This window comes from Nonomuraea sp. KM90, assembly GCF_052246675.1.
Taxonomy (GTDB): Bacteria; Actinomycetota; Actinomycetes; order Streptosporangiales; family Streptosporangiaceae; genus Nonomuraea.
The window spans coordinates 1-12,071 of sequence record NZ_JBQQCB010000200.1 but is presented as its reverse complement, the minus strand read 5'-3'; the positions used below and the strand labels follow the sequence as shown (position 1 = coordinate 12,071).

Annotated in this window: 12 protein-coding genes and 1 pseudogene; 3 read left to right on the top strand and 10 right to left on the bottom strand. The window is 68.3% G+C overall.

The window, feature by feature from the left end; all coding sequences use genetic code 11:
- Window positions 1-235: 235 nt before the first annotated feature.
- Window positions 236-721 (top strand): hypothetical protein, encoded by a 486-nt coding sequence (locus ACTWPW_RS60080; RefSeq protein WP_375117425.1) that lies wholly within the window; start codon window positions 236-238, stop codon window positions 719-721.
- A 123-nt stretch (window positions 722-844) separates the two neighbouring features.
- Here the strand turns inward: ACTWPW_RS60080 and ACTWPW_RS60075 are convergent, their stop codons facing one another.
- From ACTWPW_RS60075 to ACTWPW_RS60055, 5 genes are all read right to left on the bottom strand, one after another.
- Entirely contained in the window at window positions 845-1,450 is a 606-nt protein-coding gene (locus ACTWPW_RS60075; RefSeq protein ID WP_443174386.1) for an ISAs1 family transposase, read from the bottom strand.
- A 5-nt stretch (window positions 1,451-1,455) separates the two neighbouring features.
- Window positions 1,456-1,773, bottom strand: a complete 318-nt coding sequence (locus ACTWPW_RS60070; protein ID WP_443174385.1) for a hypothetical protein — start codon at window positions 1,771-1,773, stop codon at window positions 1,456-1,458.
- The gene (locus ACTWPW_RS60065; protein WP_443174384.1) at window positions 1,722-2,000 is read right to left on the bottom strand and encodes a transposase family protein; all 279 of its coding nucleotides are present in this window, start codon (window positions 1,998-2,000) and stop codon (window positions 1,722-1,724) included. Before ACTWPW_RS60065 ends, ACTWPW_RS60070 begins: the two co-directional genes overlap by 52 nt.
- Before the next feature lie 527 nt (window positions 2,001-2,527).
- The gene (locus ACTWPW_RS60060) at window positions 2,528-2,881 is read right to left on the bottom strand and encodes a hypothetical protein (RefSeq protein ID WP_375117423.1); all 354 of its coding nucleotides are present in this window, start codon (window positions 2,879-2,881) and stop codon (window positions 2,528-2,530) included.
- 200 nt (window positions 2,882-3,081) lie between these two features.
- Complete coding sequence (locus tag ACTWPW_RS60055; RefSeq protein ID WP_375117422.1) at window positions 3,082-3,369, bottom strand: hypothetical protein; 288 nt, start codon at window positions 3,367-3,369, stop codon at window positions 3,082-3,084.
- Window positions 3,370-4,463: 1,094 nt separating this feature from the next.
- On the opposite strand from ACTWPW_RS60055, the pseudogene ACTWPW_RS60050 reads away from it, so the two are divergent.
- A pseudogene (locus ACTWPW_RS60050) lies at window positions 4,464-4,826 on the top strand (transposase); the annotation flags it as partial.
- 121 nt (window positions 4,827-4,947) lie between these two features.
- On the opposite strand, the gene ACTWPW_RS60045 reads toward ACTWPW_RS60050, so the two are convergent.
- The 4 genes from ACTWPW_RS60045 to ACTWPW_RS60030 form a co-directional block, all read right to left on the bottom strand.
- Entirely contained in the window at window positions 4,948-5,178 is a 231-nt protein-coding gene (locus tag ACTWPW_RS60045; RefSeq protein ID WP_443174383.1) for a hypothetical protein, read from the bottom strand.
- A gap of 214 nt (window positions 5,179-5,392) precedes the next feature.
- Window positions 5,393-5,767, bottom strand: coding sequence for a hypothetical protein (locus ACTWPW_RS60040; protein WP_443174382.1), 375 nt, complete (start codon window positions 5,765-5,767; stop codon window positions 5,393-5,395).
- Between the two features lie 244 nt (window positions 5,768-6,011).
- A complete protein-coding gene (locus tag ACTWPW_RS60035; protein ID WP_443174381.1) occupies window positions 6,012-6,356 on the bottom strand; it encodes a hypothetical protein in 345 nt (114 codons plus the stop codon).
- Window positions 6,357-6,651: 295 nt separating this feature from the next.
- On the bottom strand, window positions 6,652-7,899 hold the full coding sequence (locus tag ACTWPW_RS60030) for a hypothetical protein (protein WP_443174380.1): 1,248 nt from the start codon (window positions 7,897-7,899) through the stop codon (window positions 6,652-6,654).
- A gap of 354 nt (window positions 7,900-8,253) precedes the next feature.
- On the opposite strand from ACTWPW_RS60030, the gene ACTWPW_RS60025 reads away from it, so the two are divergent.
- Window positions 8,254-9,093, top strand: coding sequence for an integrase core domain-containing protein (locus ACTWPW_RS60025; protein WP_443174379.1), 840 nt, complete (start codon window positions 8,254-8,256; stop codon window positions 9,091-9,093).
- A 73-nt stretch (window positions 9,094-9,166) separates the two neighbouring features.
- Here the strand turns inward: ACTWPW_RS60025 and ACTWPW_RS60020 are convergent.
- On the bottom strand, window positions 9,167-12,071 hold a 2,905-nt coding region (locus tag ACTWPW_RS60020; protein ID WP_443174378.1), incomplete at its 5' end, for a WD40 repeat domain-containing protein.

The window sequence follows — 12,071 nt, the reverse complement described above, 5'->3', positions numbered from 1 at the left end:
CACCGCTCCGTCGCGGATCTTCTGCGCTGGTCAGACTGGCGCCGACGCCACCAGGCCACCGCCCGGCACTGCCACTACCAGCGCAGATCCGAACCATGATCGCGAAGTGTCACTGGAGTACTAGCCGGCCAGGTACCGGAAATCGCGTCCGGGGATTGAGTACGGGGTACTCATGCCGTTCCACTGTTCCCCGTCATGTACTGAGCCCAGAGCAAATCGTCTGGGTAGGAGCGTCATGAATGACCTGAAACTTCCTCGCGCAATGGCCGTCGCCGCAGCCGTTCTCACCGCGGCGGGCATCATGCTGCCGACGGCCGCCACCGCCGACGCGGCTCAGCAGGCGAAGTCGGCCGACTGCTACGTGAATCTGGGCACCCTCACCTTCGGCGCGGGCGGCCGGAACATCGGCGGATACCCTCCTCGGTACGAGTTCGACGCCAGCCCCTATCTGGGCGCCATCTACGATTCATGCGCCGGCACTATGAAGGTGTACTACGGCGGGTATAAATCGACTCATTACAATATCCGCGGCTACGGGAATCAGCGCGAGGTCCCTGGTGGATTGAAGCGGGTCACGACGTGGCGCGTTTCGGGCTCAGAGCCGCGGGCCTATCCCTTCACCGTCCAGGCCTGCAACCGCGGCAGCGGGGGTGGCAGGTCCAAGTGCACCCAGTGGTCGCCGACCGTCTGGCTGCAGATCAACGCGGAAGTGGTGCGGTAACTCCGGCACCACAAAAGCCCACCGCCAGCCCGCCTCAAGAAGATCCTCTGGAACGCCGTGCCGACCGGGCCGCTCGGGGCCTTACCCGGCCGGCGACCAAGTACCGGCACGGTCGTTTCAAGATCATGATATGAGCCCGAGGATGGTGAAGGGCCTGGTCATGTAGCGGCAGGCCCAGCGGGTGGCTTCGGCGATGTCGGTACGTCCGGCCAGGCGGAGCGCGCTGATGGCGAGGTTGCGCAGGGATGCCAGGACGCAGGGTCCGGAGCGGATGCGGACACGGGAGTCGTCCTCGCTGAACAGGGTGTCGCGGATCCAGTGCACGACTTCGATGCCCCACCGGACGCGGACCAGGCGAGCCACGCGGGCCAGGTCGGCGGGGGTGACCAGATCGGGGCCGGCGCTGGTGACGCCGAGCTGGGCGATGGTGGAGATCGGGGTGCCGTCGCGGGTGGTGACGTAGCGTTCGATCAGCCGGATCTGGCTGACGTGTGGGAACGGCAGGCGTGCGGGAGCGGGCAGGACCTGGATGGTGTGGGTGGCGATTCGCCCGTGTCCGATGTCGATACTGGTGTGCGCGTGCGGGACGGTTCGCCAGGGCAGGGCGTTGCGCGCGTCGAACAGCGCGCGGTGGTTTTCTTTGACCGGCAAGACGAAGTGGCCGCCGTGGGCGCGGATCAGCTCAGCGGTGGCCTCGACGGTGTGGAGCGCGTCGCCGGTAACGATCACGCCGGTCAGGTCTCGGTCTTTACCAGGTTGCGGACGGCGATGGTCTCCCGCGGCTTGGCGCCGTCCACCTCGGCCGAGGCCGCCACGACAGCTTGGTCGGGCGGGCCGAGCAGGGCGGCGATCAGGTGCCGCTGGGTGCCGTCGGCACTCGTGGCGCCGCGGATGGTCCTGCCGTCCAGGCGCAGGTGTGTCAACGCCGTACGCCCGCTGTCGCCGGTGTCGCCGCTGGTCACGGTGTCGTGCTCGTTCTGGCGGGTCAGGAGGGTGGCGGTCAGCCAGGTACCGATCGCGGCGTCCAGGGCGTCGGCGTCGGTGGCCGACAAGATGCGCCAGATTGTGGACCTGCTGGGCGGGCGGCGGGCGCGGCGCCCGCGCGCATGTACAGGTCGGCCTGGACCTCGGTGGGCACGTCGGCGATCCAGCCGCTGACCGCGGTGTAGCCCTTCATCCCGGCCACGGTGGCCGCCGCGGCAAGCGCCAGCACGGCTGCCACCGGGTGGTCCCTACCTTGATCCGAGCGGCCATCGGACACTCCTTCCAGCAGTTTCATGTCATCCCTGCGGCCGAGCCGGTAGCGGCCGTTCCGATCATTTCGGTCTCTCTTGACCATGCCTGCCGTGACCTGCTGCCGAGAGTGATCACGCGTCCGCAGTAGCAAGGGTCTTCCACAGATCATCTTGCACGCGGAGCTTCGCTGTGGCCCAGGGGCACTGCTGGCGGCATACGCACCGGTCGAGCTGAACAACCTGGGCCGCACACCCGATCCCGAGCAGCGGACGTTCTGGCCGACGTCGGACAGAGTGATGGGCTGATGTCACAGCTCCCGGTTGTACGCCGCCACGGCACACCGGCGCCATCCCGCGAAGCGACGACCTGCCGCCTGCGAGGATGCGGTAAGGAAGAATTCCCGTTCTCAGGCTCGTCCTGGGCTGGCCATGAGCAGAGGCCTTTGTCGCTGCGACAAGCGAGTTTCATGCCGTTGCTGTCCACGGCTGAGGAGCACACGTATCACCCGTTGATCGCCGAGGTGCTGACCCGGGCCGGTCGGCAGCTTTGACCGGCGCGAGCCGGCCAAACTCATGCTCGCGTCGTGAACTGCGCGCGTACCCACAGGTAGCCGAGCAAAGAGAGCCCGGCGCACCCGGCGATCGCCATGATGACCTGGCCCGCCGACGGCGGGCCGGTCAGCAGGCCGCGCAGGGTCTCGATGAGCGGGGTGAACGACGATGGAGCTGATGGCCGCGCCCTCGGCCCCTTCTTGCCAGCCGGCACGAGCCCGATGATGACCCCGATGGCCACGAGCCTCCCAAGCATGGCGTCGTAGCGGGCCAGCGGGCCCCGCATGGTGTGGCGAAAGTCGATGCCGTTCAGGACGATCTTGTCCTCGTACGCCTTACGCGGCGTCGCGGCCGCGATCACTGAACCGTTCATGGTCGTTACGGTCCCGGACCGCTCTGATGCCCGGCCGATGTCGCGCTGACACGGCCGCTGACGCGGCCGTCCGCCGCCGATATCTGCCCGTACACCGGCCGCGCCCGCCTCGGGTACACCGCGCCCGCGCCCTGCTGGACGCGTCCGTGCCCCGGCCGTCGCCCGTGATGGTCTGGACGCCCTCGCACACCTACACATTTCTAGGCCAGGCGGCCACCCACCGGCTCCTCATCCAGCGCCAGCAGCGCCCGGGCGTGCTCCAGCTCGGCCTCCACCTCCTCGAGCGTGGCAAAGCCGCGCCGTCGCAGCGGGTCGCGCCGCCGACCGTCCGCGTGCGCGGGCAGCTCGAGCTGGTAGGCCCACCGGCCGTGGGCACTGCACCACTTCCCGCCTCCGCCCGGGCGGCGCAGCTTCGGGCAGGCCTTGCCCAGCCGCTTGCCGGTCGCCTCGTCCCGGCAGGAACACGTCTTGAAGGTGGTTCCATTCACCGTCGCTGTCGCGCCCTTCCTCTTGTTCGCTGATATCACGCCGCCGGCTTGCCCGACGCCGCACTTCCTGCGGCCCGCCCCGCCGCCGAGGACCACAGCTGCGTTGTCGCCCGTGCGGGACGCCACCGGCGGCCTTACTCATCGGGCCGATGCCCGCACAGGGTCACCGCGCAGCGTCCCCCGGGAATGCGGCATGCGCATGCTCCGCCCAGACCGACTGGGCCCCTGTCGGCCCACACAGGCCCGTAGGGGCCGCAGCGGGACGGTCGGGAGCCACCGATTGGCCCGGGGCGGTCGGTATCGACGCCCACCTCCACCGCCCACGTCAAGCGATATCCGCTGGTCACGTGTCCCGACCCACGTGCAGGCTCCGCCTGGGCGCACTGTCGGTATGGGCGTGATGGAACAAGGCCGGCCTCACGCACATGGCCAGCCGCTTGCATGCATGACGGCTTCGCTGCCGCCCCGGAACATGAAGGCATGAGGCTTCGGCGATGCGGGCGAAATGTACTGTCGGCATCATCGTCCCGATCCGGCGGACGAGCTTGTCCCTGTCACTTACCTAAATACCGACCCGCAGAGCCGAGTTAGGACAGGGCGGCAGGAGTCATGCACGCCTCCCCGGCAGCATCTCCAGAAACGCCTGCCATGAGCGAGGCCTGGACCGACAGCGGATTCGTGATCACTCAGCGCGACAGCAGCCGCCCATGCCCTCAAGGAATCTCCAACCCTCCCTGCGGCCGGCCTGCCTCACGGGCTTTCCGCCCACCCCTTCCACAATTTGCGCCATGGCGTCGCCGCGCTGAGACTGCCGCCCGGGATGGAGATGAAGGTGAGGCTGGAAACGCCGGACACACCTCCGGCGCCTTCGCCCCCAATACCGCGGATCCACCCGCAGGTGGCCGCGGCCGAGCAGGACGTCGAGCGCTTTCGCATCACTCGCGAGAAAACTGGACACACCCGATCTCAACGATCAGACGGGATCCCGTCAACTTCAGTCCGGCCGTTTCAAGAACGGCCCTCTAGGGCGCGAGTTGTGATCAATCTGCGGGATTCGCCCTCGCGGCGGGGTCTGGACCACTAGATCTTCTTGCGTGACGCGCATGCAACTGACGGACGAGGAGTGGGAGTCCATCGGGCCGTACCTGCCGATCGGCGAGTACGGTCCGTACCCTGAGCGGCTGCGGCAGCAGTTCGAGGGTGTGATCTGGCGGTTCAAGACCGGCGGGCAGTGGCGGGAGATGCCGCAGGAGTTCGGCGCGTGGTCGACTGTTTCCAACCGCTTCCGGCAGTGGCGTGACGCGGGTGCTTTTGAGGCTCTGCTGGAGGGCCTGATCGCGGAGGCCGCGAAGCGGGGTGAGGTGGACCTGTCCCTGGTCAGTGTCGACTCCACCACCGTGCGTGCTCACCACGACGCTGCCGGGATGCACTTGGACCAGGACGTCATCACCGCCTTGAGAACCTCCGGCGGCGCGGCGGCTGGCTGGCGGCCGGGCTGTTGAGCGGGGCCGTCAGGCGGGTGGTGGGGCGAGATGGTGGGCAAGCTGGCCAGGGGGCGGGCGGCAGCGCGCGGCGCGGTCACGCGTGGCCGTCCTCGGCCGGGTATGCCCGGTACGGCCCGTGGCTGACCTCCAGGCTCCAGGTCGGGTCGAGCGCGTCGGCGATGGCCGCCAGCTTCGGGTCGGTTCCTGCCCCGGCGAGGAGCTCGCGCACCTTCTCGGCCAGGTGATCCCAGGCTGCCGCCTCTTCGGGGTGTTCGTCCGGATCGAGACTGGCCGAGATGGCAAAGGTGTGAATGTCGCGTGACATTCGGTTTCTCCCCTTATATCCGTTTGTCCTGACTCAAGAGAAGTGATGCCGGGCGTGACGCGCCTGCCTGGGATGCATCAGATGCGCTGAGCCGGTCGGCAGGCTCATGGCTCAGTGGATCTGATGCGGACAGAAGGCGGACGCTCGGACCCGGGCGGTGTAGCTCTGTCCGTCGAACTTAACCACCCGCGAAAATCGACGAGACCGGTCGCCATCAAGTGGGTAGTGGCAGCCCCAAGGCCTCAATGATTCCCATCAGTCGATCGACGGGAATCTCTGGGGCCGTGAAGTTAATCTCCTTGACATGGTCGAGGAAGTCTTGCGGTGGCGCAATCCTATGCAGAGCGACATAGTCGGCCCACGCCAACTGCCACACCCACTCGCCATCCGTCATGACTCCGACGCGGACCCGCATATTCTCTCCATCAGAGAAAGGGTCAGCAATCATCCCTGGCGAGATGATCAGGGGTTCGGCAGATTCGAGGAATCTTGCCAACCTCTCCGATTCCGAGGCCGGCAGAGAACCAGGCGTCACTTCGATAGTCCGAGACACTTCCGAAATTCGCCGCGGAGCCTCAATTGACGTCATCCAGGTCGCCCTTTCATTAGTGTGAACACTTCGAATTCGCCGCGTTCGACCGGAACCATACGCCGTCGTCGAAACACCCTAGCGGCCGTGCGTCAGGTCAAGCGAGACATCCTCCGGACGTGTCAGCTCAACTGAGACTGCGTCGGCTCATGCATCTGCGATGTGCAGGACGCCGAGTTGCCGAAGGTCATGGCTTGAGGCGCGCGGGACAATCGGCAGACTCCCCTGGTTGCTACCGCTACCGCTACCGGTGGCGGTCGAGTGCGTCGCCGTGGCCCCTCAGATCGCTGCCCAGCCTGGCCATCTGATCGGCGTGATCTCTCAACGCTTCGGAGTGCTCCGCCAAGGCCGCCGTCTGGGCCACCGCCTGGTCGTGGCCGTGGCGCAGCTCGTGGTAGATCGCCTGGAGCATCAACAGCTGCGCATCAGCCAGCAGCTCGACGGCAGGCCGATCGGCCAGCTCAGCCGCAGTCTTGTCCTCGTAGCCGATACTGCCGTAGGCGTGCCCGGCGAACTTGTAGAACATGTCGGCCGTGGCCCGGTTGCTGTGAGGTTGGCCATCAGAGGCGGGGGTCTGGGAGGTGTCCACGAGGACGACGGTAACCCGGATGGCCTTGGCTGACTCCCTGCCTTGCCTGTAGGGGCCGTTCTTGAGACGGCCGGACTGAAGTTGACGGGATCCCGTCTGATCGTTGAGATCGGGCGGGATCTTGTCGTTTCAGGGGTTTCCGAATCGGGTTCGTCCTGGTTCGGGGACTGCGGAGTCAGCTTCTGGGAAGGCCCGGGTGGTGTCAGGCCGCTGGTGGGGGAGCGAGATCCGGCCGTTGGGCATGGCGAAGCCGACGGTGAGCGGGGTGCTGCGACAGAGTGGCGGGTTTTGCGGCTTATGGGGCGGGTGGTGGCCTGCTCTGGCCTGCGGGTGGTGTGCCGTCGAAGGTCCCGGCTGGAGTCTGCGAAGTGTCGGCGAGTGTAGCGGGTTCGTCTTGGGGCTGGTGGATGTGGCGCCACTGGTCGAGGAAGTGCTCGTTGGCGACGGTGACGAGCAGCGCGACCAGGATGGTCTGGGCGACGCGGCCGTGGGCGAGCCGGTTCTTGGGATCGCCGAGGTCGAGGTCGTGTCCCTTGAGTCTGCCGTTGATGCCTTCGGTGTTGGCCCGGACAGACTTGTAGGTCCCGATCCAGGCGGAACTCAGATAGGCCAGGTCCTGGCGGAACTTATCGAGATGGCCGAGATCGTCCTTGCGGATGGTGATGGTGTGCTGGCTGCAGATCTTCGGCAGTTGGTCGGTCTTCAGATCAGGCTGCGGTGGCAGGACGCGGGGTCTGGCCGCGGGGTGGGCGGCTCGCTGTCGGGCGTCGGTCAGGTCGACTGCGGTGGGTCGGCTGGGTCCACGCTGGTGGAGGCGGCCGAAGCGGGGGCAGGTGACCGATGGGGAGGTGCCTGCTGCCGGGCACTGGAAGCGGACGGCGCCGTTTGCGTTCGCGCTCTGTTTAAGGCGCAGCAAGTACGGCTCTCGCGCGGCGATCAAGGCGGCGAGCTCTTCCGATGGTGTGCGGACGGCGGCGTCGTCCAGGCCGCTGGTCGCCTGGGCGAGCCTGTCGGGCATCAGCGGGCAGGCCGGGGAGCCGTCGATGAGCGGGGTGTCGTGGACGCTGCCCTGCACTCCCCGTTGATCCACTTTGTAATCGAGTGCGAGCTTGTAGCCGAGTTCGCGTGCGGGCCGGGCGAAATGATCGGCGGCCTGGTCGGTGTAGGCGCGGTCGGCGACGGCGAAGCCCGTGGGGAAGCCGATCGTGGCCAGGGGTTTGAGGGTGGCGATGGCATTTTCGCCGATGCGTTTGTGCGGGGTGTCGAGGACCAGGCCGAGCGCCAGTTGCGGGAAGGAGCCGAGTGCCAGGCGTGTGCGGGCGGCAACGGTGAGGGTGGCGCTGTAGCCGTACTCGGGTGGGCCGTTTCCGGCCGAGTGGTGCCAGCCTGCGGTGATCTCGGTGGAGGCGATGAGTTCGCCGGTGGAGCGGCGGGCGCGGGGTGGGCGGGCGAAGACGGGGGTGGCGGTGGTGTCGATGCCGATGTCGCCGCGGAAGTGGCGGAGGTAGCCCCGGCCTTTGGCCCAGCGCACCGGGGTGAGCACCAGCGCGGTGACGATGTCCTGCAGCAGTTCCCGCTTGCGCGAGTGTGCTGGGTCGTCATCCTCCCATGCGGCGGCCTGTCCGGTGCCAGAACTGATTGCAGCGGGTCTGACCTGGTCTTCTAGGCTTGACTCTCGTGCTGTTTCGACTTCTGTATCTGCTGGTGGTCAGGGTGTTCGGCTGGCTGGTGCTGCTCACACGGGGCAGTGCCTCCAAAGAGGTGGAGATCTTGGTGTTGCGGCATGAGGTCGCGGTGCTGCGTCGCCAGGTCGCCCAGCCCAGGCCGGACTGGGCCGATCGGGCGCTGCTGGCCGCGCTGGCAAGGCTGTTACCCGCGTCTTCGACTGCATCGCATCGTGACGCCCGGCACGCTGCTGGCCTGGCATCGCAGGCTGGTCAAGAAGAAGTGGACCTACCCCGCCAAGCAGGGCCGGCCCCCGATCTCCGAAGAGATCCGCGATCTGATCGTCCGGTTGGCTCGGGAGAATCCACGCTGGGGACATCGGCGCATCCAGGGTGAGCTCCTAGGTCTTGGCTACAGGGTGGGAGAGGGGACGGGCCGCCGGGTCCTGGCGGCGGCGGGATTGGGGCCCGTGCCGCGCCGGGCTTCACCGACCTGGCGCCGGTTCCTCGTCTCTCAAGCCTCCGGCATCCTGGCATGCGACTTTCTCCACGTCGATACGGTGTTCCTCAAGCGCCTGTACGTGTTGTTCGTCATGGAGATCGAAACGCGGCGCGTGCACATCCTCGGTGCCACGGCTCATCCAACCGGCGCCTGGACGGCGCAGCAGGCACGCAATCTGCTGATGGAACTGGGCGAGCGAGCCGACAGGTTCCGGTTCCTGATCCGGGACAGGGACGGCAAGTTCGGCAGAGCATTCGACGAGGTGCTCATCGGCGCGGGCATGCGCGTCCTGAAGATTCCGCCGCGCTCGCCACGGGCGAACGCGTTCGCCGAGCGGTTCGTCGGCACGCTTCGGCGCGAATGCCTCGACCACCTGATCATCTACGGTGAACGGCACCTGCGTACAGTTCTGGCCGCCTATGAACGCCACTTCAACCAGCATCGCCCGCATCAGGGCCGTTCGCTCCGCCCGCCGATGCACGACCCCAGTGAAGTGATCGACATGACCGCCCGAATCCACCGTCGAAGGGCTGTCACCGGACTTATCAGCGAATACCAAAGAGCAGCCTGACCGCCTTGCAAATGCCCAGCTCAGCAACAGCATCGGCGTTTTGGCACCGCACACGGCCTCGGGGGCGTTCCGCTCAGCGAGCGGGACAGCTACTCTGGTATTGCTCACCGGGGATGTACTGCTGCCACTCCTGAGGCGTGAACGGCCGGATCGCGATGTCACAGACCTCTTGAAGAAGATGAGGAAGATCAGGCGGCAAGGCAACGTCCCAGATCCGCACAGTCTTGTCGTCGCCAGCGCTGGCCAGGCGCGTGCCGTCCCGGTCGAACGCCACCGAGAGCACCGTGCCGGTGTGGCCGGTGAGGGGGGCGCCGAGCTGGCGGCCGGTGGCCGCATCCCACACCCGCACCGTTGCGTCAGCGCCAGCGCTGGCCAGGCGCTTACCGTCCCGGTCGAACGCCGCCGAGAGCACCGGGCCGGTGATGGTGCTGATCGGGCGGCCGGTGGCCGCATTCCAAATCCGCACCGTCTGATCCCAACTGGCGCTGGCCAGGCGGGTGCCGTCTGGACTGAACGCCACCGAGACTACCGGGCGGGTGTGGCCGGTGAGGGGGGCGCCGAGCTGGCGGCCGGTGTCCACATCCCACAACCAAACCCTCCCGTAGTCATCGCCAGCGCTGGCCAGGCGCTTACTATCCGGGCTGAACACCACCGAATGCCTGCCGGTGTGGCCGGTGAGGGTGCGGATCGGGTTTCCGGTGGCCGCATCCCAGATCCGCACCGTCCCATCGACGTCGGCGCTGACCAGGCGGGTGCCGTCCGGGCTGAACGCCACCGAGCTCACCCGGTCGGTGTGGCCGGTAAGGGTGCGGATCGGGCGGCCGGTGGCCGCATCCCACACCCGCACCGTCTGCTCGTTGTCTGCGCTGGCCAGGTGCTTGCTGTCCGGGCCGAACGCCACCGAGATTACCGAGCCGGTGTGGCCGGTGAGGGGGGCGCCGAGCTGGTGCCCGACGGCCACATCCCACACCCGCACCGTCGCGTCGCTGCCGCCGCTGGCCAGGCGGGTGCCGTCCGGGCTGAACGCCACCGCGTACACATGGCCGGTGTGGCCGGTAAGAGTGCGGATCGGGTTGCGGACCGGGTTGCCGATGTCCGCATCCCATACCCGCACCGTCTTGTCGTCGCTAGCGCTGGCCAGGCGCTTACCGTCCCGGTCGAACGCCACCGAGGTCACCCGGTCGGTGTGGCCGGTAAGGGTGCGGATCAGGCGGCCGGTGTCGACATTCCACACCCGCACCGTCTTGTCGTCGCTAGCGCTGGCCAGACGGGTGCCGTCCGGGCTGAACGCCACCGAGGTCACCGTGGAGGTGCGGCCGGTGAGGGTGCGGATCGGGTTGCCGGTGGCCGCATCCCAGATCCGCACCGTCTGATCCCAAGTGGCGCTGGCCAGGCGGGTGCCGTCCGGGCTGAACGCCACCGAGGTCACCCGGTCGGTGTGGCCGGTGAGAGTGTGGATCGGGTTGCCGGTGGCCGCATCCCATACCCGCACCGTCTTGTCGAAGCTGGCGCTGGCCAGGCGGGTGCCGTCCGGGCTGAACGCCACCGATATCACATGGTCGGTGTGGCCGGTGAGGGTGCGGATCGGGCGGCCGGTGTCCGCATCCCAGATCTGCACCGTCTTGTCGTCGCTAGCGCTGGCCAGGCGGGTGCCGTCCGGGCTGAACGCCACCGAGGGCTCCCAGCTGTCGTGAACTCGCAGGACGCCCCGTGCAGGCTGACTGACCACCGCGTACATGCTGGTGCGGGCGTCGTCGGTCGGGGCGATCGCCCAGGCCGCCGCTGCCAGGCGCGCCGCCGTCACCGGGTCGCCGGGCAAGGATTGGCTGTAGGCGGCCAGCTGGCCGACCAGCGCCTCGGTGCGTTGCTGTTCGGCGTCCTGGGCGATGCGCACGGCGGTTATCGCGGTGATGATCGCGATGATCAGGAGTCCGGCCAGGGTGGAGAACAGGGCCTGCTGGCGGCGCCGGGTGCGGGTGGCGGCGCGGGCGCCGGCGTGCAGGAAGGCGGTGGCGACTTCGGGCAGCCTGAGGTGGCGGCCGGGGGTGGCGTGCCAGTTCGCCGCAGCTTGCTGGGCGGTTTCCAGGCGGGTGCCGCGGTACAGGAACGACGCGTCCTGGCCGGTCTGCTCCCATTCGGTGGCGTCCTGGCAGATCTCGCCGTGCAGCCGGCGATCGGCTTGGTTTTCGGCCAGCCAGGAGCGCAGGCGTGGCCAGGCGGTGAGCAGGACGTCGTGGGCGAGTTCGACAGTGCCGTCTGGTGCCGGGTCCGGGAGCTCGGCCGGAGGATCGGCCGCCGCCGTGGTGGACACGCCCGGTGCATCGGCGGGCGCGGGTACGGGGGCAGATGATGCGGCACCGGTCACCATCAGCCGGGCGCGGGTGAAGGCCGCCACGACGTGGCGGACCACCTCGGGCTCGGCCGGCTCGCAGCGGACGGCCAGCTCACTGACGCTCGCGCGCTGCCGCACGACCTGCCCATCGACACCGATGAGAGTCAGCGCCAGCAAGACCCCTTGGACGGCCTCCTGCTGCCGCGGGGGCAGGTCGCGGTAGGCGTCCTCGGCGGCGTCCTCGACGGCGGAGGCGACACCGCCGGAGCGGTCGTAGCCGTGCAGGGTCAACTGTCCGTCGTGGCGATGGTGCCAGGTGCGCACCATCGCCATCGACAGCAGTGGCAGCGCCCCGACCACCGAGCCGCCGCCGGGCGACCCGCCGGTGGTGGCCTGGGTGTGGGCGATCAGGTCGCGCACCACCTGCTCGGCCAGGCCGTCCTGGAGGCGCAGCCCGGCCGCCGCGGCCGGGCCGGTGATTGCGCGGCGCAGTTCCGGTTCGCTCATCGGGCCCAGTACGAACGCCCGCTGCTCCAGCGCCCGCGCCAGCGCCGGGTGGGCCGCGCACCGGTCGATGAAGTCGACGCGCACCACCAGTACCAAGATCCCGGCCGGCTCCCGAACGTGCCGGCACGCGCCCTGCCGG

Bases quoted from the DNA above. Each gene is read 5' to 3' on its own strand.
- ACTWPW_RS60045 (WP_443174383.1), bottom strand. From the start codon at position 5,178: ATGTCACGCGACATTCACACCTTTGCCATCTCGGCCAGTCTCGATCCG.
- ACTWPW_RS60065 (WP_443174384.1), bottom strand. From the start codon at position 2,000: ATGAAACTGCTGGAAGGAGTGTCCGATGGCCGCTCGGATCAAGGTAGG.
- ACTWPW_RS60040 (WP_443174382.1), bottom strand. From the start codon at position 5,767: ATGACGTCAATTGAGGCTCCGCGGCGAATTTCGGAAGTGTCTCGGACT.
- ACTWPW_RS60060 (WP_375117423.1), bottom strand. From the start codon at position 2,881: ATGAACGGTTCAGTGATCGCGGCCGCGACGCCGCGTAAGGCGTACGAG.
- ACTWPW_RS60080 (WP_375117425.1), top strand. From the start codon at position 236: ATGAATGACCTGAAACTTCCTCGCGCAATGGCCGTCGCCGCAGCCGTT.